The sequence below is a fragment of the Euzebya rosea genome (assembly GCF_003073135.1).
GTDB lineage: Bacteria > Actinomycetota > Nitriliruptoria > Euzebyales > Euzebyaceae > Euzebya > Euzebya rosea.
On record NZ_PGDQ01000012.1, the window covers coordinates 49204 to 75526 of the forward strand.

A 26323-nucleotide genomic window follows, 5' to 3' on the forward strand; every position below is an offset into this window, starting at 1 on the left:
GGCGTGCGCGGCCTGCTCGGCCACCCGTACCTGGTCGGCGTCGCCGTCGTGCTGGTCATCGCGCTGCTGAGCCCCGCCACGCCCGTCGGCCGGGGCCTGCCCTGGCTGTCCGGAGAGGCGCTGACGGTGGGGCCGCAGGAGTACGGCCAGACCCAGGGCGGCGACGTGGAGATCCTGCAGGTCGAGGCCGAGCCGGTGGACACCACCGGCGCCAACGATGCCGCCGACACCGCCGAGCTGGTCGACGGGTTCGGCACCGGCGACGGCGACGCCCGCCACGCCGTCATCACCGGGGACTTCGCCGCCCCTGCAGCGACCGTCGCCGTCGATCCACCCGCGGCGGCCGAGGATGACGGCGCCGTCGACCTCGCCGTCCCGCTGGGACTGGCCGCCGGGGAGCAGGTCCTCGCGACCGGGACGATCGGCGACGGGCCGCACGGCTCGGCCGGCACCCGTCGGGGCGACGTGGACATGTGGGCGGTCACCGTCCCCGCCGGGCTGCGGCTGCAGGTGGAGGTGCGCGCCCCCGACGGGTCGGACCTGCAGGCCGTCCTCGGCCTGTACGACACCGGCGGGACCCTGTGGGCCAGCGACGAGCGGGGCGGCGGTGGCGCCGACGCCCGGCTGGTCCACCGCCCGGTCAGCGACGCCGACATGGTCATCGCCGTCGGCGCGCTCGGCAGCGGCCGGCCGCTGGACCCCTTCGACAGCGCCAGCGGGCTGGGCGTGGCCAGCGAGGGCGACTACGAGCTGCGCGTCCAGCTGGTCGACGACGACCTGGACGTCTACGCCGTGGACCTGACCGGCGGCGACGTGCTCGGGGCGACCGTGACCGGGGCCGGCCTGCAGGTACAGGTCTTCGACGGGATCGAGGGCGTGCTCGCGCTGTCCTCCACCACCGACCTCTCGGCCCAGCACCCGCCCGGCTCGCCGCTGGGCGGTGGCGGGCCGCACGTGGACCACGTCGTGGCCGACCACGTCACCGAGCAGCGCTGGTTCGTCGCGGTGTCGGGCCGTCACGCCGGCGGCACCCAGGGCACCTACGAGCTGGCCCTGGAGGCCATGCGCCCCGCCATGGAGCGGGCGCCGACCGGGATCGCCCAGACCTTCCTGCTCGACCTCGACGGCGCCAGCGTCGACGGCCAGCCGTTCGGCGGGACCCAGCCCGTCGGGATCGACCCGCTGGCCGACCAGCTGGCCGCGTTCGGCCTGGGCCCGGGCGACCTGCCCGCCGTGGAGCAGGCCATGCTGGCGGAGTTCACCCGGATCATCGACGAGCAGGGCCCGCCCGCCGGCTGGACGGTCACCACCGACCCGCTGGCCGCACCCGCCGGGACCACCTCCACCATCGTCGTCGGCGGGACGTCGTCGCCGCTGGGCGCCTCGATCATCGCTGCCGCCCCGACCGTCGACGTCGGCAACGTCGACCCGGCCGAGACCGGCGTCGTGCTCACCGACCTGCTGGCCGGCCCGGCCGGGGCTACCGGATCCCTGCGCGGCGCCGAGGGCGGCGTCACCCCGGCCCTGCTGGGCCGGGCCCTCGGCATCCTGTCGGTCCACGTGGCCGGCGGCATGCTCGGCGCCCGTGTGAGCGTGCCCTCGACCTTCCCGCACGTCATGGACGACCCGGCGACCATCCTCGCCGCGGTCGAGGCCGACTTCCCCGTCAGCGCCTACGGCGGCTTCGTGGACCCGCGGCAGGGTGCGGTGGGGTACGAGGACACCGGCGCCCGCATCGTCGCCGGCCTTGCCGTCGGCGCCGACGACGTCGACGACCCGCCGGTGGTGGCTGACGACGCCGTCGACCTGCCGCTCGGCGTGCTCGACGTACCTGCACCCGGCGTGCTGGCCAACGACCGCGACCCCGAGCTCGGCCCGCTGACCGTGGCCCTGGTGGACGGGCCGTCCGCGGGCGTGCTGGACCTGCGCGCCGACGGCGGGTTCACCTACACCCCCGACGACCCCGACGCGCCCGTCGTCGACGCGTTCACCTACACGGCCTCCGACGGCGGCCCTCCCGTGGGGCCCGCCACGGTCACCCTGGCTCCATGCGGCGGTACCGAGCTGGTCAACGGGTCCTTCGAGACCGGCGACCTGACCGGCTGGTGCGTGTCGGAGTCCGCGACCGTGCTGTTCCCGGCGACCGTCGTGGGGTCCGACGACCCCGTGCCCGGGCTGGGCGCGGTCGCCCCGAGCGACGGCGACCAGGCGCTGGTGTCGGCGTGGGAGGGGCTGGTCGACGGCGCCACCACCACGCTGATCCAGCTGCTCGACGTCCCGACCGGCGTCGACCCGACCGCGGTCACCCTCGACTGGCGGGCGCGCTGGGACCTCGCCGAGTGCGGCGGGTGCGCCCCGCGGACCCTCGGCGTGGTCGTCGAGGCGGTCGGTGGCCCCGGCCTGCTGGACCAGACCGTCCTGACCGCGGCCGCGGGCACCACCGAGGAAGGCACGGCCGGCACGGTCGACCTGCCGCTCGACCTCTCCTCGGTGGCGGGGGACCGCATCCGGCTGTCCTTGGTCATCGACCACGGTGACGGCCTGTCCGGCCCGGCCCAGCTCGAGCTCGACGCCGTCACCCTCGCGCTGGTCGGCGACCCCGAGCCGACCCCGACCCCGACCCCCACGCCCACCGGGTCACCGACCCCCACGCCCACCGGGTCACCGACCCCCACCGCCTCGCCCAGCGCCACCCCCACGCCCGGCCCGGGCGGCGGGCTGCCGGGCGGTCCCGGCCTGCCGGGCCCGACCCCGACGCCCTCAGCCGAGCCGACGGCGACCCCGACCCCCGGACCGACCGTCGACCCGAACCCCACGACCGGCCCCGCCGAGGTGCCGCCGGGCGTCACCCGGCTGCAGGGCGCCGGACGTGAGCAGACCGCTGTGGCCGCCTCACGGATGGCCTACCCGCAGGCCCGGTCCGCCGGCGCCGTGGTCCTCGCCCGCCGCGACAGCTTCGCCGACGGCCTGGCCGGTGCCCCGCTCGCCGCAGCCGTCGACGGTCCGCTGCTGCTGACCGGGACCGACGGCCTGCACCCGGCCACTCGGGACGAGATCATCCGCGTCCTCGGCGGGGGCGGCACCGTGCACGTCCTCGGCGGCACCGCGGCCATCAGCGACCGGGTCGTGGCCGAGCTCGAGCAGCTCGCCTACCGGGTGGTCCGCTCGGCCGGGGCCTCCCGCTTCCAGACGGCGGTGGCGATCGCCGACCGGGTGGAAGCCGCGCTCGGTGAGGTGCAGGTGGCCTTCCTCGTCACCGGCAACCAGTTCCCCGACGCCCTGGCCGCAGGGCCCGTCGCCATCGACCTCGGTGGCGCCATCCTGCTGACCGACGACGACAGCCCGCACCCCGACACCCAACGGTGGCTGGACGCCCACACCCGGACCAGCCGCGTCGCCATCGGCGGTCAGGCGGCGCAGGCCCACCCGACGATCGAAGGGATCTTCGGCGCCGGCCGGGAGGCCACCGCGGTCGCCGTGGCCGAGCGCTTCTTCCGCCGCACCGACGTGGTCGGCGTGGCACGCAACGACGACTTCGCCGACGCGCTGGGTGGCGGGGTGGTGATGGGTCGTCTCGGCGGTCCGCTCCTGCTCACCGGCGGGGACGAGCTGCACCAGGCGCCTCGTGGCTGGCTGGAGGAACACGATGCGGTCGCGTCGGCCCTGCTGTTCGGTGGGCCCGCGGCCCTGACGGAGACCGTACGCCGGGATGTCGCCGCCCTCGTCGAGTGAGCTCCCCCGGTCCGACCTCACGATCAGTTCGCGTCCACTCGTCGTGGGGTAGACCGGGGGCATGCGCATCTTCTTCACCGGCGGCAGCGGCAAGGCCGGCCGCCACGTGGTCCCGTACCTGGCCGAGCAGGGCCACCGCATCACCAACGCCGACCGGGTCCCGCTGGGCCACCCGGGTGTCCATGACCTGCGGGTCGAGCTGACCGACGCCGGCCAGGTCGTGTCCGCCCTGAAGGCCCCGGCCGGCTTCGACGAGCTCGACCTCGACGCCATCCCCGCCTACGACGCCATCGTGCACTTCGCCGCCATCCCGGCGATCCTCGTCGAACCCGACGTGGAGACGTTCCGCATCAACGTCCTGTCGACCTACAACGTCTTCGAGGCGGCGATGGCGCTGGGCATCCCGAAGGTGATCTTCGCGTCGTCGGAGACCACCTACGGCATCTGCTTCGCCCAGGGCGAACGCCAGCCCGAGTACGTCCCCATCGACGAGGACCACCCGACGGTCCCCGAGGACAGCTACGCCATGTCGAAGGTCGCCAACGAGGTGACCGCCCGGTCGTTCCAGGCCCGGTCCGGCATCGACGCCTACGGCCTGCGGATCAACAACGTGATCGAGCCGCACGAGTACGCCGAGCAGTTCCCCGCCTACGTCGACGACCCGTCGCTGCGCCGACGCAACATCTTCGCCTACATCGACGCCCGGGACCTGGGGCAGATGGTCCAGCGGTGCCTGGAGACCGACGGCCTGGGCTACGAGGTCTTCAACGTCGCCAACGCCGACACCTCGGTGGCCGCCACCAGCGAGGAGATCATCGAGCGGTTCTACGCCGGGGTTGAGGTGCGCCACGACATGGGGCCGCACGAGACGTTCTACGCCATCGACAAGGCCCGTCGGCTGGTCGGGTTCGACCCCGTCCATTCGTGGCGCGGCGAGCTCGGCGTCACGGGCCCGGACGGAGCCGGCCGGTGACCGCGGCCCTCCCCTCCCGCCAGCTGGGCGACCTCGTCGTCGGGGCCGTCGGTCTCGGCTGCATGTCGCTCGCCTCGATGTACGGGGCGACCGACGAGGCCAGCGCCACCGCCGCGGTGCACCGGGCGATCGAGCTCGGCGTGACCCTGTTCGACACCGCCGACGTGTACGGGGCGGGCACCAGTGAGCGGCTGCTCGGCGACGCCATCCGGGGCCGTCGGGACGACGTGGTGGTCGCCACCAAGTTCGGCATCGTGGCCGACCCCGAGGACTACAGCCAGCGGACCGTCTCCGGCCATCCCGACCACGTCCGCCGGGCCTGCGATGCGTCGCTGGACCGGCTGGGGGTCGACCACATCGACCTGTACTACCAGCACCGCGTCGCCACCGACGTCCCCGTGGAGGAGACGTGGGGGGCGATGGCCGAGCTGGTCACCGCCGGCAAGGTCCGCCGGCTGGGCATCTCCGAGCCGTCGGCGGAGTCGCTGCGCCGTGCCGCGGCCGTCCACCCCGTGGCGGCCGTCCAGAACGAGTGGTCGTTGTGGAGCCGCGAGGTGGAGGAGGAGATCCTGCCGCTGTGCCGCGAGCTCGGCGCCGGACTGGTCGCCTACAGTCCCCTCGGCCGCGGGTTCCTGACCGGCACCGTGACGTCGGCCGCCGAGCTGGACGCCACCGACTTCCGCCGCGAGCTGCCCCGGTTCGACGAGGCCAACCTGCAGCACAACCTCGACCTGGTCCAGCAGGTACGGACGTTGGCGGCCGAGCGCGACGTCACCCCCGCCCAGCTGGCGTTGGCCTGGCTGCTGGCGCAGGGCGACGACGTCGTCCCGATCCCCGGGACGTCGAAGGCCACGAGGGTGGAGGAGAACGTCGCCGCCGTCGCCGTCGAGCTGACCGACGACGAGCTGGACGCCATCCAGGCGGTCTTCGCCAACGGGGTGGCCGGGGCCCGCTACCACGACATGTCGTGGGTGGGCCGGTAGCGGGGTAGGGAGCGGTCATGCGCCACAACCCCACGACGGTCCTGTCCGACGACGACGTCGTCAAGGGGGTCATCCGCCGACACCCGTGGGCGACGATGATCAGCCACACCGACGACGGGCTGGTGGCGTCCCACTACCCGTTCCTGCTGGAGGAGGGGGCGGAGGACATCGTGCTGCTCAGCCACGTCGGCCGGCCCGACGAGGAGCTGCACCGGCTGGGCACCCGCGAGGTGTTGGTCGTCTTCCAGGGCCCCCACGGCTACGTGTCGCCGGGGTGGTACGGGAGCAGCCCGGCGGTACCGACGTGGAACTTCGTGGTCGTCCACTGCCACGGGACGCCGGAGGTGATGGACACCGACACCAACCTGGCCGTGCTTCAGCGGCTGGTCGACCACTTCGAGGCCCCGCTGCCCGAGCCGTTCCGCCTGCACCGCGACGCCGAGAACAGCGACCTGGCCCACCGGCTGGTGTCGGGGACGGTCGGGTTCTCGTTGCGGGTCGAGCGGTACGAGGCCAAGGACAAGATGAGCCAGGACAAGCCGCCGGAGGTGGTCGACCGGGTCATCCACGAGCTCCGCCAGCCCGGCCCCCACCACAACCCCGCCCTGGCCGAGCGGATGGCCGCCCACCAACGCCTCCGATCCGCACCCGAGGACACCTGACCCTGGGCCGGCGTGTGCGATCCCCAACCCCTCGGGCCGTCCATCGCACGCGGCCCCTCCTCCTGCGTGTGTGATCCACGACCGCCCGGGCCGTCCGACGCCGGCACCCCCTCCCCTCGCGTGTGCGATCCCCAACCCCCTGGGGCCGTCCATCGCGCACACCCTCCCCCGCCGTGTGCGATGCCCCGCCCGGAGGGGCGTCCAACCCCCACACCAGGTCGACCCGGGTGGCATGGGCCGGCCACTGGGCCGCCGATCGCACACGCCCACCGGCGCCGGGGCGCCGGTGGGCGCCCGGCCGGGACGACGCGAATAGGCTGACCCGCATGCCGACCGACGACCGTTCCAGCGACCAGCCCACCGAACAGCCCGCCGCGCCGCCTGCTGACTCCGTCACCCCCGACCACCGGCCGCCCGCCGGGGCGAGCGCCTCCATGACGTGGGCGCCGGACGGCCACGACCCTCTCACCGTCACCGCGACCGCCGGGTGGACGGTGCTGCGGCGCGAGGAGTCTCCGGCCGCGGAGATGTTCGCGGTCGCCTACACCCTCGACGGGGCCGACCCGGGCGAGCGGCCGGTCACGTTCGTCTTCAACGGCGGGCCCGGGGCCTCGTCGGCGTTCCTCCATGTCGGCGCGATCGGCCCCCGCCGGATCGTCGTGCCCGACGACGGCTCGTTGCCCGCCATGCCCGTCCGGCTGACCGACAACGACGCGTCGTGGCTGCCGTGGACCGACCTGGTGTTCGTCGACCCGGTCGGCACGGGCTTCTCCCGCCCGGTGCCCGCCGACAAGGACGGCAAGGGGGCGAAGGACACGAAGGCCGACGACCCCGGCTACTACAGCTTCGCCAGCGACCTGGCTGCCCTGCGCGAGTTCACCTCCCGCTGGTTGTCGGCCAACGGGCGCTGGGCCTCGCCGGTGTGGCTCGCCGGGGAGAGCTACGGCGGCTACCGGATCGGGCGGCTGGCCCGGTCGCTCCCCGTGGACGAGGGCGTCGGCCTGGCCGGCGTGGTGCTGATCTCGCCGGCCATGGAGCTCGCACCGCTGACGATGACCGACTACTCCGTGGAGGGCTTCGTCGACGTCGTGCCGACGATGGCCGCCGCCGCGCTGCACCACGGGCGGATCCGCGGCGTCGACGCCGACGCCGGAGTGGAGGAGGTCATGGCGGCCGCCGCCAGCTTCGCCTCCACCGACTACGTGACCTTCCTCGCCCAGGGTGCCGCGATGGCTCCCGAACGACGCACGGCCGTCCTGGCCCGCCTCGCCGACCTGACCGGCCTGGACCCGACGCTGGTGGACCGGCTGCACGGCCGCATCCCCATCGACCGGTTCGCCCGCGAGCTGCTGCGCGACGACCAGCAGGTCCTCGGCCTGTACGACGCCACCCAGACCGTCGTCGACCCGTTCCCGGACCGCGAGCCGTTCGGCGGCGCCGAGCACACCCTCCACGGCATGACCGCCGCGTTCACGATGGGCGCCAACCAGGTGATCCGCGGGGAGATCGGCGTGACCACCGAACGGCAGTACCACCTGCTGAGCATGGCGGTGAACAAGGCGTGGCGGGCCGACGAGGACGCCCATGCGCTGGAGAGTCCCGGCGGGGCCACCGACGACCTTCGCTACGGGCTGGCCGTCAACCCGCACCTGCAGGTGCTCGTCGTGCACGGCCGGCACGACCTCGTGACGGCGCTGCACACCTCCCAGCGGCTGGTCAACCAGATGCGCCTGGACCCGACCGCGGCCGACCGGGTGCGCCTGCGGGCCTACGACGGCGGCCACATGTTCTACACACTGGCCGACAGCCGCCGGGCGTTCACCGCCGACGTCGCCGACCTGTACGGGGGCACCGTCCCGGCGTAGGGACGGCCGGCGGACCGGGGCGGTCAGCGGACGAGCGCCTCCAGGCGGGCGATCGTGCCGGGGGTGACCGCGGCGGTGCCGCCGACGACGAGCAGGTCGCGGATGACGCGGTCCTGCTGCGCGATCAGCCCGGCGGTCCACGACGAGGCGTCCAGGTCGGTGCCGTCGACCAGCAGCAGCATGCCGCCGGCCCCTCCCGCGGCCGCGGCAGCGGCCAGCCCGTCGGGCCAGTTCCTGCCGGTGGCGACGAGCGCGGTGGACGGGTCGACGCCCCGTCGCTGTGCCTCGAGCGCGACGTCGTGGCTGGTGGCATAGCGGTCCGGCCCCGCCAGTCGGATGACCCGGGACGTGCCCTGCGCGGCCTCGGCGGCGATCGTCTCCGACACCGCGGCCTCGCCCCCGACCAGCAGCACCTCCTCCACGTCCAGCAGGCGTTCGGCGGTCGGGACGGGCATCACGTCGGTCGTGGTCAGCAGCACCGGCACGCCCAGCCCGGCGGCGAGGCCGGCCCCGGTGACGGCGTCGGGCCAGCCGCGGGCCGGGTCGTTGTTGGCCCCCTCCGCCAGCACGACGACGTCGCCGATGCCGATGGTGTCGGCGACCAGCGCGGCCGTCTCGAACCGGCTGTCCCCCGCCAGCCGCTCGACGGCCAGGCCCATCGCGACCAGGTCCTGCTCGACGGTGGCGGGCACGGCCGACGTCCCGCCGAGCACGATGGCCCGCTCGGCACCCAGCCGGGTGATCTCCGCTGCGACGGTCGCTTCCAGCCCGGTCGCGGTGGTCAGCAGCAGCGGGGCGTCGAGGGTCGCGGCCAGCGGTGATCCGGTGAGCGCGTCGGGGTAGGCCGACCCGGTGGCGAGGACCACGGTGTCGGCGCTGGCCCGCCGTTCGGACAGGGCCACGGCGGTCGCGACACGGTCGGCGCCGCCCACACGGCCGAGGGTCGGGGCGGGACGGTCGTCGGGCTGGGCCTCCGCCGATGGGCTGCCGAGCACGTCCCCGCCGGGGTCGGTCGGGAACGGCCCGAGACCCGCCTCGAACGGGTCGAGCCGACGGCCGCAGGTCGCCTGCGCAACCGGGTCGCACTGCTCGAACCGCGTGATGCCGCCGAAGTTGCCGGTCCACACCGACCCGTCGGGGCCGACCTGGGTGGCGGCGTAGAAGGAGTTGTTGGACGGGAAACCGGTGGTCGGGACGGTCAGGACGGCCTCGCCGGTCTCGAAGTCGATGCCCTCGAGGGTCCACACGCCGTCGCGCGACCCGATGCCGTAGATCAGCCCGGTCGCAGCCGACATGCTCGGGATGCCGTTGGGGATGGAGATGTCGGGGTTGCCCCACACCTCCTCGCACGTCCGGGTGGTGGGGTTCCAGTCGATGCGTTGCAGGCCGGTCGGCTGGTTGCCGGGCAGGCCGGACAGCAGCTGGCTGTACGGCGCGAACTGCGGCGGGAACTGCCCGAGCACCGGGTCGAGCTGCTGGTAGTTGTCGACCACGACCACGCTGTTGCCGCGGATCAGCAGCGACTGCTCCGACAGCGACGACTCGGCGTCGGGGTCACCGAAGGTGACGGGGAACTCGCACGCGATCCGCGGGTCGTAGCCCTCGGCGATCGGCTGCCAGCCGTCGGGGATCTCGTCGCGCCACAGCAGGATGACGTGCATCAGGTCGCGGCCGTCGGTGATGGCGACGAAGCGGTCATCGGCGGGGTCGGTACCCATCAGCGACGGGGTCGAGCCGGATCCCACGCCCAGCCGGCCGCCGCCACCGATGCCGGTGCCACCAGCGGCATCGTCGGTCGGGTAGGTCGCCCGCCAGGTGAGGGTGGGGGCCGCACCGTTCGGCGCGTCGACGCGGTACTGGGCGGCGGAGGTGACGACGTAGATGCCGCCCTGCTCGTCGGCGGCGATGGAGTTGGAGACGCTCTCCAGCTGGTCGTCCTCGACGGCCTCGTCGGCGCAGGCGTCACCGTTGAGGGACAGGACCTGCAGCGCCTCGGCGGTCATGCGTGCCGGCTGGCGGGGGACGACGCCGACCACCCCGAGCTCGGTGGCGAAGGCGATGCGACCGTCGGCGGCCATGGTGATGCCGACGAGCTTGTCGGTGTCGCGGCACAGGGCCTCGGGGGGCAGCTCGAAGCGGTGCAGCTGGGCGACTGGGGACATGCGGTCGCCGGGGATGGCGTCGCCGTAGACCTCCAGGGCGGTCTCGCGGCCGACGATCAGGTGGTCGTCGGCATCGATCAGGTTGTAGGCGCCGCTGATCGAGCCGGGGCCGGGCGCCTCGCCGCCTTCCGCGGTCGGGCTGTAGCGGTCGATGAAGCTGTTGGTCTCCGGGTCGAACTTGAAGATCGATCCGTCGAACCCGACCGTCGACCCCCAGGCGACCCGCCGCCCGTCGGCGTACGGGGTGGAGAACTGGATCTGGATGGGGGCGTCGAACAGGAAGTCGTGGAAGACGTCGACCTCCTCGGCGGGCGCGACGGGGCCGGGAAGCGGGGATGACGCCTGGGCGTAGGGGCCCCGATGGGACGCCGACCAGATCGGCTGGGCCAGATGCGGGTTGCAGGGCGGCTCGTTGCCGTCCGGCGCCTCGATGGTCACGCAGTCCCGCGCACTGCCCTGCGCGTCGGCAGGTGGCGCCCCACCGAGCAGTGGCGCGGCCAGGAGCACGGACAGCAACAGGACGACAGGGCGGCTCATGTCGGTCAGGGTGCCGCCGGTCGAACCGGAACATCAAGCGCCAAGTGAGGGATGCGCCACGCACCGTCACGCACGAGGCAGAACCGTCAACGGGTGCACGGCACTGCGGCGACGTCCGTTCGACGTCGCCGCAGTCCCCCTCCTGCCGTGGCGCGCGGGCTACTCGCCGATCACGAGCGTGCCGGTCATCGACTCGTGGCCGGGGACCGCGCAGTAGTAGGGGTAGGTGCCGGCGGGAAGGTCCAGCGGCACCTCGACCGTGCGGCTGGCGGGGACCTCCATGTCCACGCCGGTGTCGGCGATCGTGAAGGTGTGGCGGAACGGGTCGGCGTTGTCGACGACCAGCCGCTGGCCGGATGCGACCGCCAGGTCGTCGCCGTCGACGAACACCGCGGCCTCGGCGGTCAGGACCGCGTCGCCGGGTTCGGCCACGACGGAGGTCCCGACCACGACCGAGGAGACCACCGCGACGACGGCCAGCCCGCCGAGGGTGCCGAGGGCGATCCGTCGGGTGGGTCGGGCACCGGTCCCGGCACCGCGCAGGGCGGCGACGGCGGCGACGATCACCACGATCCGCAGGGGGAGGGAGGTCGCGCCGTGCACGAAGTCGATCGGCGACTCGGGGTGTGCCAGGCCAGCCAGCGCGAACGGGGCACCACCGACGGTCGCGAGGATGCTGATGACGAGGAGGGTGATGCGGCCGGGCTTCGGGCGACGCTGCAGCAGCGCCGTGCCGGCCAGGCCGAGCACACCGAAGGCGAGCAGCGGTGGGATGACGCCGGCGACCAGCTGGATGGCGAGGTCGGCGACGGCGACGACGATCGCCAGGGTGGCGAGGGTCCGGTCCCAGCCGGTGGTCGGGTCGGACGCGGGCGGGTCGAGGTCGATCGTCCGGCCGGTGGTCGGGGTGGTCAGGTCTGCGGTCATGACAGGTCCTCTCGGGGGGGTGCGGGGTCAGGCGGCGACGGTCAGCTCGGCCGCCATGCCCTGGGTGAAGTGGGGTGGGCCGTCCTGGGGCAGGTCGGCGGCGGTTCCGCCGCTCTCGGCGAGCTCGGCGAACGCCTCGGGCGTGGTGCCGACGGGGATGAAGCAGACGAGCAGGTAGCGGCCCGGTTCGTCGAGCACGACCGGTCCTTCGGGGGCGAAGCCGGGCGCGCCGCCGGGTGGGGCGATGAGGACCCCCGCGAACTCGCCCGGGGGTGGGCCGTCGGGGCCGCCCTCGGACAGGATCTCCTGGGCCGAGCGGGTCTCGTCCTCGGCCAGGCGGAAGACGACCGCTTCGTGGGGTTCGGCGTCGGGGGCACCGACGAGCGCCAGCTCGGTGCCGGCGGCGACCTCGGCGGGGACGCCCTCGTAGACGTAGTCGACGGCGGTCAGCGTCAGCACGTCGGCGTCACCGGCGTCACCGGCGTCCGGGGCAGCAGCTGCCTCCTCCGTGGGGGTGGTCGTTGCCGCCGGTGCGGCGTCGGCCGGGTCGGACGCCGTGGCGTCGGATGCCGCGTCGTCGGTTCCGCATCCTGCGAGGAGGAACAGCAGGGTGATCGCGAGGACGAGGGTCGGGGTGTGCGGGTGTCGGGTGGTGTGTGCCATGTCGTCACCCTCGTTCGCCGCGACGGCGGGGCCATCCGCAGCACTACGTAATTCGGGGCTCCGGCGCTACGTACGGTCCGTCGCGGGTCGCCCGACGGTGCCGGTGACCAGCGACGCGGCGCTGGGGAGACCGAGGCGACGCAGCTGGGTCAGGCCGGCCCGCGCGAACCACCCGGCAAGCCGCGAATAGGGCCAGATGCCGCCCTGCGGATGCCGCAGGTGCAGGCCGATCTCGTAGGCGGTGATGGCCTCGTCGACCTGCCCGTCCTCCCGCAGCAGCGGCTCGACCACGGCCACGGTGCCCCCGTCGACGGTGGCGCGGACCGCCCTGCGGAGGATGCGCAGCACGTCGTCGTCGCCGAACAGGTGCAGCACGCCGCTGAGCAGGACCACGTCGACGTCCTCGGGAAGGGGATCGACGAGCAGGTCGCCGGCGAGCAACGTGAACCGGGTGGTGTGGCGGTCGTCGAGTCGCTCGGCCAGCACCTGCAGGACCTCGGGGTGGTCGACCACCGTCACCCGTGCGTCGGGATGCTGCGAGACCAGCAGCTGGCCGACGGGGGACATGCCCCCGCCGATGTCGAGGAGGTGGCACCCGGGCCCACCAACCGAGCGGGCGACCACCCGGTGGGACGGCAACATCCGGTCGGCGAGGACCGGGGTGAGCATGGGGTACAGGTGCGCGGTCGGGGCGGGCGGGCCGCCGTCGACGACTCGGGGCAGCGTGTGCCACCGATGAAGGGTGTAGCGCAGGCCCTGTTCGTCGACGGTCGCGGCGACCCGGCCGTCGGGGAGCCGTGTGACGGCACCGGCGAGCTGCAGCTGGCGGACCAGCACCTCGCAGGGCTTGATGTCCAGGCCTGCGGCGGCGGCCAGGGCGACCACGTCCATGGGGGCTGCTGCCAGCAGGCGGAGCAGTCCCCGGTCCAGCGCGACCCCTGCGGCGGCGACCAGGCCCGCGGCCTCGTCGAGCCGTCGAAGCGTCATCATGGCGCTGCCCTCGCGATGGGTGGCCACCGCCGGGTTGTCGTCGGAACCGGTGCCCTCGAGCGTCCGGTCGTGGGCAGGCTCAGCCATCGAGGACGGTGACGGTGCCGGCTTCACCGTCGATGCGAAGCCGGGCGCCGTCGGCGATCTCGGTGAGGGCGTCGGGGACCCCGCAGACCGCCGGGATGCCCAGCTCGCGGGCGACGATGGCGGCGTGCGACAGCGGACCGCCGTGGGCGGTGACGACGCCGCCGCACCGCTGCAGGACCGCGGTCCACACCGGCCGGGTGTAGGGGCAGACGAGGATCTCGCCCTCCTCGAGCACGACCACGTCCTGGTGATCGGCCACGACCCGGGCGGTCCCCTCGACCACGCCGACGGAGGCCGGTACCCCGTGATGCACCCGGCCCTCGCTGGTCTTGTCGGCGGCGCGCGTTCCCGTGCCGAACATCGCCTCGACGATCCAGGCGATCCGCTCGTTGACGACGCGGAGGGCCCGCGGGGCGAACCGCAGGTCGGGTGGACCGCCCTCGGGTGGGCTGGGCGCACCGATGACCGCCGGCGGGGTCAGGTGGCGGAGGCGCGCGAGGGTCGCTGCCCGGTGACGCGCGGCCTCGGCGACCGGTGCCGGGACGGTCGGCGTGCCCCCGGCGGGACCTGCGGCGGCCACCAGCTCGTCGATCGACAGGCACAGCGCCTGCTCGGCGGCGTCGAGCTGTCCGGTCCCGGCAAGCGCCTCGCCCACGTGCAGCGCAGCGACGCGCAGCGCGCCGATGCCGGCGCAGAGGGTCATGCCCTGCCGGTCGCGTTCGTGGTGCTGTGCCCAGGCGGCGCGGATCCCCTCGTGGGCCCACGCGGGCACGTCGGCGAGCAGCCGGTCCGGTTCGCCGGTCCGGGGATCGGCGTCGGGAACGGGCGTGTCGCCGTCGAGCAGTCCCACCAGCGCCCGGACCAGGACGGCGGGGTGTTCGCCGAGGGTGGGGGCGTCCACGTCGATGCCGACCGACTGGACCCTGGCGACGTGCAGCAGGTCGGTGACCGCCTGCCCGAGGTCGTCCCCGCGGTCGGCCAGCCGGCCGAGCACGTCGGCAGCGCGGTCGTCGGCCTGCGGGTCCTCGCCCACGGCCCGCAGGGCCTCGACGGCAGCCGGGTCGGTCGCGATCCGCCGGGCCAGGTCGCGCACCAGCCTGGCCTGGCGGCCGGTGTCGTTGCCGGCGCGTTGGGGCCCCGAGACGATGCGCTGGGCCTGCGTGCGGGTGAAGCCGCAGCTCTCCAGCGCCCGGCCGGCGGCGCCGACCCGATGGGCATGGACCCGCAGGACCCAGCGGTAGTGCAGCTCGAAGAGCTCGTCGAGCAGCTCGACGATCCGGGTGATGCTCGCGGCGGTGTCATCGGCCAGCCGCGAGGGACCGGCGAGGTCGGCCAGCTCCGTCCCGGCGGCTTCCCAGTCGAACGCCACGATCTCGCGTTCGTGTCGGGTGGGCCCGTCGTCCCTCAGGAACTCGTGGGCGGCGCGGGCGCGGGCACGCAGCTCGGGGTGCACCCGGGTCAGGGCGCCCATGACGATCGCGGGGGGCGGCCCCCCGGTCGCGTCCTCGGGTGCGCCCGCGAAGGTCATGCGGCTGTAGGCGTGGCCCCCGATGCTGCGGTGCTCGAAGGCCGTCATCAGGGCACCGACCTCCGCCAGCCCCTCACCGAACAGCCGGGTGCGGAGCGCCTGCACGCGTGGGGCGAGCAGCGGAGGGGCGGGACTGGAGGAGTACGCGCCCTCGTGGACCCACACGCCCGGCGGGGCCTCCCACACCGGGAAGGAGGTGAGGGGTCGGGCCTGCAGCAGGACCACGTCGTCGTCGCCGTCCGGCACGTGTCGCACGCCGAACTCGACGTCGACCCCGGTGTCGAGCAGGTCCGCGCAACGTCGGGTCAGCGACGCCACCCGGACGGCCCGGGCGTCGGTCAGCACCGGGTCGCCGTCCACGCGGACCGTCCCGTCCGGGGACACCCGGTGGGCGATGCCCGGGTCGAGCCCGTCGGTGACGGCGGCGTGGTGGCCGCTGACGGCGCGGATCACGACGTCCGGCCCGCCGTGCAGCGGGTCGGTGGAGAAGGCCACGCCGCCGGCGGTGAGCTCGACGAAGGGCATGACGACCACCGGGATGGGTCCCGCACCGTGGGCGCCGCGGACCGTCGTGACCGCTCGGCCCAGGTCGTCGGGCACGACCCGCAGGAGGCTCTCGTACCGTCCGGCGGCGGACGTGCCGCCGCCGTCCTCGTCGGGTGAGGAGGACCGGACGGCGTAGCGGTCGGCTGCCAGCGCGGCATGGGCATGGGCGGCCGCAGCGTCGGGCTCGGGATGGTCGGCCGGCACGGCGATCGCCCTCGGGACGGGCAGTCCGGCGGCGGCGAGGTGGGCCAGGTGCAAGGCCTTGCCGCCGAGCCGCTCGCGGTCGTCGGGGGCGGGGATGTGGTCGGTCAGGTCGATGACGTCAGCCATGTCCCGATCGTGCGGCGGCGTGGTCATCGGCGCGTACGCAGTCCTACGTAACCTCGCCGGCCGGGTGGCCGATCCGGTCCGGGTCGAGGCCCCCGTCGCGCACGAGGACCGCCAGGGCGTGGCGCGAGGAGATGCCCAGCCGCTGGTAGACGTGGTCGAGGTGGGTGGTCACGGTCCGCACGCTGATGAACAGCCGCTCGGCGATGTCGGCGTTGGTCAGCCCGTCGGCGACGAGTCCGGCGATCTCCGCCTGGCGGGCGGTCAGCGGGCCGCCGGCGCGACGATGGTTGGACCGACGCACGCCGGCGGCGCGCAGCACGGCGGTGGCGGCGTCGACGTCGAGCCGGTCGTCGAGGGCCGTGGCGATGTCGATGGCGCGGTGGGCGAGCGGGACGGCTGCCGTCGGGTCCAGCGTGGCCAGCAGCTGCGCGGCGGCGCGGGCCACCCATGCCTCGAGCCGTCGCAGGCCGAGGCGAGCAGCCCGGTCGGCCATGTCGAGGCCGCGTGTGGCCAGCGCCGACGGCTCCTTGCCAGCGGCGTTGTCTGCACCGTGGACGTCGAGGTGCAGCGCGGCGAGGTCGGCGAGGATGCCGGGCACGGTGTCGGGTCCGCCCATCCCGCGCAGCCGCGCGACCTCCTCCTCCGCCCGTGTCACCTCCCCCCGACGGATGGCGACGAGGGCCCGGGCCGCCCGGTTGAGCGGGGGCATCACCGAGTGCCCGTGTGCCGGCAGGCCGAGGTCGACGGTGGGGTCGTCGTCGCCACGCCGAGCCGCACAGATGGCCACGAGGTCGTTGAGGCAGGTGTCCCCCGCCTCCCACGGCCGGTTCCATCCCTCGCCGAACGCGGCCTCCACGGCGGCGGCGTCGCCGGTCCAGGCCGCGGGGATGGCGGTGGTGGCTCGGAACCCGCGCATCGTGTCCGCCCGCGACCGGCCGTAGGTGCCGAGGGTGCGCAGGTGCCCCTCGACGGCGTCATCGTCGCCGGCGAGGTGGGTGAGCAGCAGCTGGGCGAGCTCGGCACGCCACCGGACCGCCGGGGCCTGGGCCATCTCCGTGTAGGTGTCGAGCGCCGGCAGGTGACGGTGGATCGCATCCCACGACCCCCGGAACGCCACGACCTGCATCAGGACGGCAGCCGCCCGCACCGGCAGGATCAGCAGGCCCTGGATCAGCTCGTGGTGCTCGCCGTCGCCCACCAGCGTGCTGGCCAGCTCGACGGCCTCGTCGAAGTCGCCACGGTCCTGCGTCGCCATCGCCCGGATCAGGTCCGCAACGCGGGGATCGGTGCCGACGGGGATGTCCGCTGCCACTCCCTGGAGGACGGCCCCCATGCCGAAGCTGAAGGCGAGGTGGGCCTTGCGCCAGGGCACCCCGGCGGCCGCGGCCCTCGACGCGTCGATCGTCGTGGCCCGGTCGAGGCAGTCCATCGACTCCTGGGCCCGTTCCAGGTAGTACAGCACCGTCGCCCGGTGGGCCAGCAGCTCGACGGCGAGGTCCGGGTCCCGGTCGGCGTCCACCATGTCGATGGCGCTGCGGAGTACCGCGTCGGCGGTCTCGTCCTCGTTCAGCCAGCGCCAGACGACGCCGAGCTGGCCGAGGAGGGGCGGCAGGGGGCGGGCGGCCGTGCGGCGAGCGATGTCGACAGCGGCCTGCGCATGCAGGAGGGCTTCGCGGGGTGCGTAGCGACGGAGCGCCACGGTCGTGGCGGCGCCGAGCACGTCGATCGCCCGGCCGGGGTCGCTGCGCCTGCCGGCCAGACGATGATGACGGGCAAGGCGTCCGAGCTCGTGTCCGCCGGTGGCGACGTCCAGGGCCTCGCCCGACCGCTCGAGGACATCCACGAACGCCGCGTGCATGCGAGCCCGCCGACGCTCACCGAGCGCCTCGTAGGCGGCCTCGCCGATCAGCGGGTGGGCGGCCACGACGGTGCCGTTGCGGCCGTCGTCGTCGGCCAGTCCCGCCGCGACGAGCTCGTCGACGGCGTCCTCGACGACGTCGTGTCCGTGGCCGGTGACCTCCGCGAGGAGATCGAGGGTGGTGGGTGCGTCGGCGGCGCCGACCGCGCCGAGCACGTCGCCGGCGGGTTCGGACAGACGGGCCCTGCGGGCGGCCAGCATGTCCGCGATCTCCGCCGGCACTCCCGGTTCGGCTCCCGGGACGAGCGCCAGCCGGCCGTCGAGACCACGCTGCACCAGTCCCTCGTCGCGGAGGTGCCTGGCGAGGGAGGTGATGGCGAGGGTGTTGCCGGCGGCACGGTCCCGGACCAGCGAGGTGAGGGAGGGGGCGGGCGGGGCGTCGAGGTGGCCGGCCAGGATCGCGGCGACCTCGTCCTCGTCGACCGGGCCGAGGCCGAGGTCGACCACCCGGGCCGCGCGGCGCAGGGTCGTCAGGGTGGTCCTGAGCAGCGGGCCGGCGTCGGCGTCGCGGAAGGTGAGGGCGATGGTCAGGGGACCGTCGCCGAGCGACCTCGAGAGGTGGGCCAGCGCGCCGAGGGTGCCGTCGTCGGCCCAGTGGGCGTCGTCGATGACCAACCGGACCGGTGTGCCGTCGAGCCGGCTGACCAGGCGACGCAGCGCGTCCAGGCGGCGGGTCCGCCGGATCCGGTCCCTGCGGTCGTCCGCATCGACGGGTGGTGGCGGCAGGCCGTAGCCGGGGAGCAGCTCGCCGAGGTCGTCCAACCCCTCCAGCAGCTCGTGCTGGTCGGCCGGTGTGCAGCCATCCAGGTGGTGGGTGATGGCGTCCACGATCGGGGCGAACGCCAGCTCGGCGTCCAGCTGGTTGGCACGGCCGTGGAGGGTCAGGCCGTCGTCGTCGAGCCCGTCGAGCGCCTCGTGGAGCAGCCGTGTCTTGCCGATGCCCCCGGGACCGTGGACCAGCACGACACGGCCGGCGTGGCGCAGCCCCTCCCTGGCCAGCTCGAGCTCGCGTTCCCGCCCGACGAACCTCGGCATGATCACGGCAGCCTACCGCCGTGCGGGTCCGCGCCTCTCGGTCGTCACCGATCAGGTGGGGTGTCGCCGTTCGGGTCAGGTGTCGCTGGCCCGTCGACGGCGCTTGTCCTCGTACATCGCCCGGTCGGCTCTTGCGACGGCGCCGGCGAACCCACCGGCGATGGTGTAGGGCGCGTGACCGATGGAGGCGGCGACGTCGACGTCGTGGAACACGGTGCGGATCCGCTCGACGATGGCGTCGGCGTCGGCCATGTTGGTGTCGGTGGCAAGGACCGCGAACTCGTCCCCACCGAGTCGGGCGACGTAGTCGTAGGGCCGCATCAACGACTCGATCACCTGCGCCGCGCTCTGGATGAGGACGTCACCAGCCGCGTGGCCGATCGTGTCGTTGGTCTCCTTCAGGTGGTCGAGGTCGACCAGGATGACCACGGCCGGGTCGCCGAAGCGACGGTACCGACCCTCCTCGGCGTGCAGCGCCCGCTCCCAGCCACGCCGGTTGAGCAGGCCGGTCAGGATGTCGGTGTCGGCGGCCATCTCGGCCCGTTCGCGGCGTCGTTCCTCCTCGGTCCTCGCGAGGTCGCTGGCGAGGATCATGGACAGGAGGTTGGTCAGCAGCTCCAGTAGCGGCCGCTGCTCGACGAGCGCCTGGGGCTGGGCGTCGGGGTCCAGCCCGCAGAGGGTGCCGAACAGCGTGCCGTCGCCGTAGGTGATGGGGATGCCGACGTACGCGCCGATGTCGAGCTGGTCGGCCACCGGGACGCCGTCGTAGGCCGGTTCGGCCGAGACGTCGGCGGCGATGCGTGGTGCGTCACCGGCCACCATCCGCACGCAGAACGATCCGCCCCACGGATGGGATTCGCCGGCTTCGAGGCCGTAGACGTCGTCACGCACCTCCAGGTAGAGCTGGCGTTCGCCGTCGAAGCGGGTGACCGCCCAGTAGCCCAGCGGGACGTGCGCCTTGAGGAAGTCGACCACGATCCGCGATGCCTCGTCGAAGTTCATCAACGTGCTGATGGTCGGAAGCTCTGGGGCCATCACGGGGGAAACGCTCCTGACGATGGGCATGGACCCCCCACGGGTCTTCATCGGCGGTCTGGACGTCGAGCTGAGCGGGCTGGAAACGGATCACGGTGGCGGCGGTTACCGTCCTGTGATGGTAGGTGGGTCGGTGGCCCGAGGGAGCCGCCCCGAACGCTGCGCGACCATCTCGGCGTCCGGTGGCCGGACCGACCGGCTCACGGGCGCAGGGACCACCTCGGGACTGCAGGACGACTGACCGATCCTGCGCCGGTTGTTGCCGTCAGGCAGGAATCGGGTGGGTCGGTGGCCAATAGAGCGGGCAACCCCGCCCTCCGCCGTCAGATTCCCGGGACGTCGGCTTCGCGCGGGCCCACTTCCACGAGGTCACCCACCACGATGTTCACCACCCACTGGCCGCGCAGCAGCCGGATGCTTGCCTTCGCGTTGCTGCTCGTCACGATGCTGACTGCCGGTCGCGCCGTCGCCCAGGACTCCCAGGACTACGGACCGTACTTCGGTGACGGCAACGTCCCGACGCCCTGCGCGGACGACATGACGCCGAAGCTGGCCGACGGCAGCCCCAACCCGCAGTACTGGGAGGCCACGAACTCCACGGCGATCTGCCACCACATGCGGACCGACATGAACGGGCTGGACTCGCCCGAGGTCGACGTGCTGATCATGGTGCCGGCCTCGCCCGCGGCCGAGCGCGACATGCGGATCATGCGGCAGTCCATCGAGATGTGGGAGGCCGGCATCGACTACCTGGCCAACCAGCTGGCGCTGGACTGGCTGGCCCAGGGCATGAACTTCCACGTCACCGTCGACGTCATCGACGTGACGGGCGACGAGGGCGGCGAGTTCACCACCTACCCGGTGGTCGACCCCGAGATCGTCGTCATCGCCTCCAACCCGGTGGGCGGCATCGGCATCGGCATCGACCCGATCGACTTCAACAACGACGTCTTCGGCTTCCCGAACAACGGTGAGGGCCCCTGCCACGGCATCGCCAACCCGTTCGACCACGAGGCGTGGGAGGCCCTTCCCGGCTTCAACAGCCACCACGAGTCGCGCTCCGGCACCTACGTGGAGGACTGCGGCGGCTCGGGCGGCAACATCTGCTTCGCCGTCAACGGTGCGATCGACCCCCAGCCGGGCGGCGTCATGGGCGACTTCTTCTCCCTGTTCGACCTGGTCAGCCACGAGGTCGGCCACTGCCTGACCATCGGCCACGTCGGCGACGGCGCCGAGGGCGACTGGGGAGGGCTGCCGAGCAACGACATCATGGCCTACGACACCGACCCGGTCGGGATGAACAAGTGCGTGTCCACCCTGGACGTCGAGGGCATCGCCACGGTCATGAGCCGGTACCTGGACGTCAACGGCGACGGCGAGGTCACCGAGGCCGACGAGCTGCTGGCCAACGACCAGGTCGGCGACGGCCGTGACCCGTTCCAGGTCCAGCGGCCCGACGAGCACCTGTACGCCTCGGCGTCCGGGGCGCCGACCGACTGCCCCCAGCCCGACCTGGGCCTGATCGCCGGCGAACGGACGGACTGGACGCCCGAGGACTGGCCGGTCGACCCCGAGACCGGTCGCCACGTGGCGCCGGTGTCGCAGTCCGACCAGGGCTGACGCCGGACGTTCGACGCGATGGATCCCCGTGCCGGGTGGCGCGGGGATCCGTTCGATTCGGGGCCTGCCTGAGGGGTCTCGTCAGCGGAGGGCGGCCCTGCGGCGTTGCTTGTCCTCGTACATCGCCCGGTCGGCGGCCGTGACCGCTGCGGTGAACCCGCCGTCGGGGGTGTAGGGGGCGAGGCCGATCGACGCGGGGACATCGACGCGGACGAACGCCGCCCGCATCCGCTCGACCATGTCCTGCGCCTGCGACTCCGTGATGTCGACGGCGAGGACGGCGAACTCGTCGCCACCCAGGCGGGCCACGTAGTCGTAGGGCCGGGTGCAGTCCTCGATGACCTGGGCGGCGCTCTGGATGACGACGTCACCAGCGACGTGGCCGAGCCCGTCGTTGACCTCCTTCAGGTGGTCGAGGTCGACGAGGATCACCACGGCGGGATCGCCCAGCCGGCGGTAGCGCCCCTCCTCCGCTTCCAGCGCCCTCGCCCATCCCCGCCGGTTGAGCAGGCCGGTCATGGGGTCGGTGTCGGCGGCCATCTCGGCACGTCCACGCAAGCGCGCTTCCTCGAGCCTCGCGAGGTCGCTGGCGAGGACCGTCGACAGCATGGTGCCGAGGAGGTCCACCAGCGGCCCGTGCTGGCGCAGCGCCTCGTCGTCCAGGGTGTCGACGTCGTCGCGCACCTCGAGGCGAACCCGCCGGTCGTCAGCGGAGCGGGCGACGGTCCAGCCGTACGGTCCGACGTGCTCGGTGAGGAAGTCCACGACCAGCTGCGATGCCTCGTCGACGTTCATCAACGGGTCGATGCTGGGCAGGCCCGTCGATGACGCCAGGTCGATGATCACGCTCGTGTCGCCGAGCTGTCCGCTCGGAAGATCCGGGGCCATGCAACCTTGGTACCCCGCCTGTCGGGGAATGACGCATCGGACGCTGGGGGTGACCCTGTGTCAGACGACCTTGTTCACACGACTTTGCCCGGACGGGCCTTCTCTGCCTTCTTGTCCCGCTTCGCCTGCTTCTTCTCCTTCGGCGACTTGGCGGCGGCGGTCTTGGTGCTTCTGCTGCCCTTGTCCTTGGCGGCCACGGTGGGCCTCGTTCCTCGCCGGGGTGGGACGGCGAAGGCGAGCGTACTCCCGGCCGGGGTCGACCGGGAGCAGCGCGGATGGAAAGCGGGCTCAGCCCTCGAAGCGCAGGGTGAACAGTCCCTCGTCCAGGGTGGAGACCACGAGCGTGCCGGAATCGAAGAACGGATAGACGTTCCACGCCCCGCTGAAGCCCGGCGCGTCGACGCCGGGGTCGACGTCGAAGTACCCGACCTCCTCCAGCTCACCGTTGCGCAGGCCCTCCTCGGTGTAGCGGAGGACACGCAGCCCCGCGGTGTAGTTGGCCTGGAAGATCAGGTCGTCGACGACGTAGAGGTTGTGGTCGGTGGCGAGGGTGTCGTGGGCGTAGGCCGTCACCTCGGCCCCGTCGAAGACGCCGTCGGCGTTCTTGGCGTCGAGGTCGGTCAGCTCGACCCAGTAGGTCGTGGTGCCGCCGGAGAGGGCGCCGACGCGGGTGTTCAGCTCGTCGAGCTCGTCGCCCCAGATGAGGAAGTCGTGGTTGCGGCTGAGCCAGCCCTGGTGGGCGTAGAAGCCGGTCACGCCGTTGTCGGTGCCGAGCGTCCCCGCGCCGTTCCGGGCGGTGTAGTCGATGGTGTTGACGATGGTCGGCTGGTCGTTGGTGGTGACGTCGACGATGGTGATCTCGTCCTCGTCGAAGGTGAAGCACAGCTCGGCCTGCGTGCCGTTGGAGGAGTCACCGTCGGCGTCGCCGTGGGCGTAGCTGCCGTTGTAGTCGGGGTCGGGGCCGCGGTAGATCGTGCACTGGGCGTCGTGGACGGTCAGGCCGTGGTCGAACCGGCCGGTGAACCGGGGCGCAAGCGGGTCGCTGATGTCGACGATGAACATGCCCCTGCCGTTGTGGGAGTCCACGCCGACCAGGAACGCCGTGTCGGTCTCGGGGTTGATGACGAGGTTGTGGAACCCGTCGAGGGCGTAGGAGGCGGTGCCGCCGGTCCAGGTGGCGTCCGCGGCGATGATCCGCGTGGGGTCGGCCGGCAGCTCGACCAGGGCGTTGAGGTCGACGATCTGCAGCCCGCCGCCGCGCTCGCTGACGATGTAGGCGTGGTCGTTGTTGACCTTGACGTCACGCCAGAGGGCCCCGTCGGGTTCGTCGCGGTCGCCGCCGGCGTTGGGCAGCTGGGCGATCACCGCCGGGCTGGTCGGATCGGTGACGTCCACGAACGCGGTGGTGCGGCCGGTGCCCATGATCGCGATCTCGCGCCCGTCAGCGGACGTCCAGCCCCACGAGTCGTTGCCGAGCGCCCCGCCGAGCTGACCCAGCGGCACCAGCCCGAGCAGGTCGACGTCGTCACAGCCGTACGGGCCGGCCACCCCGGCGGTGCAGGGCACCGCCTCTCCCGCGGGTGCGAGCGCCAGCGCGGCCAGGCCCTCCGCGGAGACGTCGTCGGCCATCATGCGGGCGCCGAGGGCCTTGATGTCGTGCGCGGACCCGGTGGAGTAGTCGGGGACGGCAGCGGACCAGGCAACGGTCCCCAGCAACGCAACGATCAGCAGCAGGTTGGACTTCGACCTCAGGGCGGCTCCTCCAGGTTGTCCGATCGGGATCGGTCGTACTGACGGAGGTTCGGGATCGAGGCGCCGGTTCCTGCCGGACCTCGTGGTCTCCTACGTCTCCCCGGTCGGGGAGGGGCCGGACATGGCCTCGGCGAGGTGGCGGACCGCCAGCGGGTAGCGGTACTCCACCCCCATGTGGCCGGCGTCGAACAGCTCGAAGTGGGTCACCGTCGCACCGGCGGCCTTGCAGGCGGCGGCGAACGCCTGCGCGCCGAGGTCGAGGAACCACTCGTCGCGGCGGCCGGCGTCGATCCAGATGGCCCGCATGGACCGCAGCGCGTCGGCGTGCTCGGGGGCCATCCGCACCGGGTCCCACGCCTGCCAGCGGGCCCACACCTCCTCGTCGAGGAGACCGGTCGCCGGGTCCACCGGATGGTGGACGGTGCCGTCGGGGTCGGTGCTGTAGCAGCACGCCATCGCGTAGGACTCCAGCAGGAACGCGTCGGACCCCTTCGACAGGGCGGGCCGCGAGCGGACGTCGTCGAGGAACGCCTGCCACGACCCGTCGTAGTCGTCGCGGAGGGCCCTCGCGGAGGCGGCCTCGTCGTGCAGGTAGGCAAGCTCGAAGCCGGCGTCGCCGGCGTGGGTGGCGAAGGCACCGAACACGTCGGGGTGGCGCATGGCGGTGACCATGGCCCCGTAGCCACCCGAGGACTTGCCGGCCACCGCGCGGTGGTCCCGGTCGGCGATCGTGTCGTGGGCCTCGTCGACGAACGCGACGACCTCCTCCACCAGATAGGTGCCGTACCGGCCGGTGCCGGGTGAGTCGATGAACTGGCTGCCCCCGACCGACGTCCACGCATCCACGTGGACGACCAGCGCCCGCGGGACGGCGGGGTCGGCGAACAGGGCGTCGAGCCGCTCGAAGTGGGTCGGGCGGAACGGGGCACGGTTGGCCCACATGTCGACCTGTCCGGTGAAGCCCTGCAGCTGGTAGATCACCGGCAGCGGGCCGTCGGCGCCGGGCGGCACGTAGACGACCAGCGGCCTGACGTGCGGGTCGCCCAGCGGGTTGTCCCGAAGGGCGTCGCTGGTGAGGAGGTGGGTCTCGAGGCGTCCGGCCAGCGGGGTGGCCCACGGAGCTCCGGCGGCGGGTGGGATGATCGACACGCGGCGGATCCTAGTTCCCCCGGGTTGGGATGCCGGCGGTGGGTGCGGTTGCATGGACGCCATGGAGATCTGGCACAACCCGAGATGCAGCAAGTCACGGCAGGCACGCAGCCTGCTGGAGGTCGCCGGCGTGGCGTTCTCCGAGCGTCGTTACCTGGACGACCCGCCGGACGAGGCACGGATCCACGAGGTGCTGGCGGCGCTCGGGATCCCCGCCCGCGAGCTGGTCCGCAGGGGAGATGCGAAGAAGCTGGGCCTGGAGCTGGACGGCCTGGACGACGCCGCCATCGTGTCGCTGATGGCGGCGAACCCCTCGATCATCGAACGTCCCGTCGTGGTCACCGAGGACGGTCGGGCCGTCATCGGTCGTCCGCCGGAGCAGGTGGCGACGCTGCTGGAGGACTGAGGCGTTCTTCGGCTGTGGACAACCGGTTCCAGCGTGGTTTGACGTGTGATGATATGACTCATGACTGCACAACCACCACCGCTCCTGTCCCCCGACCGCACACCCCCGATCCGCTCGACCGATGACCTCCTGCTGCACTGGCAACGCCTGATGGGCGAGCTTGGCTTCGGCTCGCGACGGCTGTGGCTGGTGATCCTCGACAGCCACGACCGGGTGCTGCCGACCCTCCCCGTCATCGAGGACATCCCCGTCGCCCCCAACCGACCGCTCGTGGCCACGATGATGGACACCCTGGCCTGGACGCTGGAGGACGATCGGTCCGGGTGGTCGGTCGGTGTCCTGCTGACCCGGCCGGGCGCCTCGGTGCTGACCCGTTCCGATCGGGCGTGGGCAAGGATGCTGGAGGAGGAGGCGGTCGCTCGGTCGATCCGGTTGCGCCAGACGTTCCTCGCCTCCGACACGGCCGTCCGCCCCATCGACGACGCCGACCCCTCGGCTCGGTTCGGCGACCGCTTGGCCTCCTGAATCGCTGGGA

Annotated in this window: 19 protein-coding genes; 8 read left to right on the plus strand and 11 right to left on the minus strand. The window is 73.2% G+C overall.

What is annotated here, in order from left to right:
- Positions 1-3: 3 nt before the first annotated feature.
- The 5 genes from CUC05_RS16220 to CUC05_RS16240 all read left to right on the plus strand — a co-directional run bounded on the left by CUC05_RS16220 (position 4) and on the right by CUC05_RS16240 (position 8215).
- Entirely contained in the window at positions 4-3732 is a 3729-nt protein-coding gene (locus CUC05_RS16220) for a cell wall-binding repeat-containing protein (RefSeq protein WP_157965656.1), read from the plus strand.
- Positions 3733-3793: 61 nt separating this feature from the next.
- Positions 3794-4705 carry an NAD-dependent epimerase/dehydratase family protein gene (locus tag CUC05_RS16225; RefSeq protein ID WP_108667176.1) on the plus strand — a complete coding sequence of 304 codons (912 nt, stop codon included), beginning with the start codon at positions 3794-3796 and terminating at the stop codon, positions 4703-4705.
- Entirely contained in the window at positions 4702-5688 is a 987-nt protein-coding gene (locus tag CUC05_RS16230) for an aldo/keto reductase (protein ID WP_240606270.1), read from the plus strand. Before CUC05_RS16225 ends, CUC05_RS16230 begins: the two co-directional genes overlap by 4 nt.
- Before the next feature lie 17 nt (positions 5689-5705).
- Complete coding sequence (locus CUC05_RS16235; RefSeq protein WP_108667177.1) at positions 5706-6350, plus strand: FMN-binding negative transcriptional regulator; 645 nt, start codon at positions 5706-5708, stop codon at positions 6348-6350.
- Between the two features lie 326 nt (positions 6351-6676).
- Positions 6677-8215: a S10 family peptidase gene (locus CUC05_RS16240; protein ID WP_205712377.1), complete on the plus strand. Its 1539-nt coding sequence runs from the start codon at positions 6677-6679 to the stop codon at positions 8213-8215.
- A gap of 23 nt (positions 8216-8238) precedes the next feature.
- On the opposite strand, the gene CUC05_RS16245 is transcribed toward CUC05_RS16240, so the two are convergent.
- The 7 genes from CUC05_RS16245 to CUC05_RS16275 form a co-directional block, all read right to left on the minus strand.
- Positions 8239-10914 (minus strand): cell wall-binding repeat-containing protein, encoded by a 2676-nt coding sequence (locus tag CUC05_RS16245; RefSeq protein ID WP_108667178.1) that lies wholly within the window; start codon positions 10912-10914, stop codon positions 8239-8241.
- A 159-nt stretch (positions 10915-11073) separates the two neighbouring features.
- The gene (locus CUC05_RS16250) at positions 11074-11841 is read right to left on the minus strand and encodes a cupredoxin domain-containing protein (protein ID WP_108667179.1); all 768 of its coding nucleotides are present in this window, start codon (positions 11839-11841) and stop codon (positions 11074-11076) included.
- Between the two features lie 27 nt (positions 11842-11868).
- Positions 11869-12504: a hypothetical protein gene (locus CUC05_RS16255; RefSeq protein ID WP_108667180.1), complete on the minus strand. Its 636-nt coding sequence runs from the start codon at positions 12502-12504 to the stop codon at positions 11869-11871.
- A gap of 66 nt (positions 12505-12570) precedes the next feature.
- Complete coding sequence (locus tag CUC05_RS16260) at positions 12571-13581, minus strand: methyltransferase (RefSeq protein ID WP_108667181.1); 1011 nt, start codon at positions 13579-13581, stop codon at positions 12571-12573.
- Positions 13574-15985 (minus strand): PEP-utilizing enzyme, encoded by a 2412-nt coding sequence (locus CUC05_RS16265; protein WP_157965657.1) that lies wholly within the window; start codon positions 15983-15985, stop codon positions 13574-13576. Before CUC05_RS16265 ends, CUC05_RS16260 begins: the two co-directional genes overlap by 8 nt.
- A gap of 43 nt (positions 15986-16028) precedes the next feature.
- Positions 16029-18938, minus strand: a complete 2910-nt coding sequence (locus CUC05_RS16270) for an ATP-binding protein (protein ID WP_157965658.1) — start codon at positions 18936-18938, stop codon at positions 16029-16031.
- 75 nt (positions 18939-19013) lie between these two features.
- Positions 19014-19973: a sensor domain-containing diguanylate cyclase gene (locus CUC05_RS16275; RefSeq protein WP_108667184.1), complete on the minus strand. Its 960-nt coding sequence runs from the start codon at positions 19971-19973 to the stop codon at positions 19014-19016.
- Positions 19974-20354: 381 nt separating this feature from the next.
- Between CUC05_RS16275 and CUC05_RS16285 the strand changes: the two genes are divergently transcribed.
- Complete coding sequence (locus CUC05_RS16285) at positions 20355-21593, plus strand: hypothetical protein (protein ID WP_108667186.1); 1239 nt, start codon at positions 20355-20357, stop codon at positions 21591-21593.
- Between the two features lie 81 nt (positions 21594-21674).
- On the opposite strand, the gene CUC05_RS16290 is transcribed toward CUC05_RS16285, so the two are convergent.
- The 4 genes from CUC05_RS16290 to CUC05_RS16300 form a co-directional block, all read right to left on the minus strand.
- Positions 21675-22481 carry a GGDEF domain-containing protein gene (locus tag CUC05_RS16290; protein WP_108667187.1) on the minus strand — a complete coding sequence of 269 codons (807 nt, stop codon included), beginning with the start codon at positions 22479-22481 and terminating at the stop codon, positions 21675-21677.
- 74 nt (positions 22482-22555) lie between these two features.
- Complete coding sequence (locus tag CUC05_RS25920; protein WP_276308912.1) at positions 22556-22678, minus strand: hypothetical protein; 123 nt, start codon at positions 22676-22678, stop codon at positions 22556-22558.
- 91 nt (positions 22679-22769) lie between these two features.
- Positions 22770-24197: a choice-of-anchor B family protein gene (locus CUC05_RS16295; protein ID WP_108667188.1), complete on the minus strand. Its 1428-nt coding sequence runs from the start codon at positions 24195-24197 to the stop codon at positions 22770-22772.
- Positions 24198-24323: 126 nt separating this feature from the next.
- Positions 24324-25382 carry an alpha/beta hydrolase gene (locus CUC05_RS16300; RefSeq protein ID WP_205712378.1) on the minus strand — a complete coding sequence of 353 codons (1059 nt, stop codon included), beginning with the start codon at positions 25380-25382 and terminating at the stop codon, positions 24324-24326.
- A 52-nt stretch (positions 25383-25434) separates the two neighbouring features.
- Here CUC05_RS16300 and CUC05_RS16305 point away from each other — a divergent pair, with 52 nt between their 5' ends.
- Entirely contained in the window at positions 25435-25788 is a 354-nt protein-coding gene (locus tag CUC05_RS16305) for an arsenate reductase family protein (protein WP_108667190.1), read from the plus strand.
- A 60-nt stretch (positions 25789-25848) separates the two neighbouring features.
- A complete protein-coding gene (locus CUC05_RS16310) occupies positions 25849-26313 on the plus strand; it encodes a hypothetical protein (protein ID WP_108667191.1) in 465 nt (154 codons plus the stop codon).
- The last annotated feature ends 10 nt before the right edge of the window (positions 26314-26323 follow it).

What these genes read in the sequence shown, in the direction of transcription:
- CUC05_RS16225 (WP_108667176.1), top strand. Translation starts at nt 3,794, where the DNA reads ATGCGCATCTTCTTCACCGGCGGCAGCGGCAAGGCCGGCCGCCACGTG.
- CUC05_RS16235 (WP_108667177.1), top strand. Translation starts at nt 5,706, where the DNA reads ATGCGCCACAACCCCACGACGGTCCTGTCCGACGACGACGTCGTCAAG.
- CUC05_RS16240 (WP_205712377.1), top strand. Translation starts at nt 6,677, where the DNA reads ATGCCGACCGACGACCGTTCCAGCGACCAGCCCACCGAACAGCCCGCC.
- CUC05_RS16245 (WP_108667178.1), bottom strand. Translation starts at nt 10,914, where the DNA reads ATGAGCCGCCCTGTCGTCCTGTTGCTGTCCGTGCTCCTGGCCGCGCCA.
- CUC05_RS16250 (WP_108667179.1), bottom strand. Translation starts at nt 11,841, where the DNA reads ATGACCGCAGACCTGACCACCCCGACCACCGGCCGGACGATCGACCTC.
- CUC05_RS16255 (WP_108667180.1), bottom strand. Translation starts at nt 12,504, where the DNA reads ATGGCACACACCACCCGACACCCGCACACCCCGACCCTCGTCCTCGCG.
- CUC05_RS16260 (WP_108667181.1), bottom strand. Translation starts at nt 13,581, where the DNA reads ATGGCTGAGCCTGCCCACGACCGGACGCTCGAGGGCACCGGTTCCGAC.
- CUC05_RS16265 (WP_157965657.1), bottom strand. Translation starts at nt 15,985, where the DNA reads ATGGCTGACGTCATCGACCTGACCGACCACATCCCCGCCCCCGACGAC.
- CUC05_RS16270 (WP_157965658.1), bottom strand. Translation starts at nt 18,938, where the DNA reads ATGCCGAGGTTCGTCGGGCGGGAACGCGAGCTCGAGCTGGCCAGGGAG.
- CUC05_RS16275 (WP_108667184.1), bottom strand. Translation starts at nt 19,973, where the DNA reads ATGGCCCCAGAGCTTCCGACCATCAGCACGTTGATGAACTTCGACGAG.
- CUC05_RS16285 (WP_108667186.1), top strand. Translation starts at nt 20,355, where the DNA reads ATGTTCACCACCCACTGGCCGCGCAGCAGCCGGATGCTTGCCTTCGCG.
- CUC05_RS16290 (WP_108667187.1), bottom strand. Translation starts at nt 22,481, where the DNA reads ATGGCCCCGGATCTTCCGAGCGGACAGCTCGGCGACACGAGCGTGATC.
- CUC05_RS16305 (WP_108667190.1), top strand. Translation starts at nt 25,435, where the DNA reads ATGGACGCCATGGAGATCTGGCACAACCCGAGATGCAGCAAGTCACGG.
- CUC05_RS16310 (WP_108667191.1), top strand. Translation starts at nt 25,849, where the DNA reads ATGACTGCACAACCACCACCGCTCCTGTCCCCCGACCGCACACCCCCG.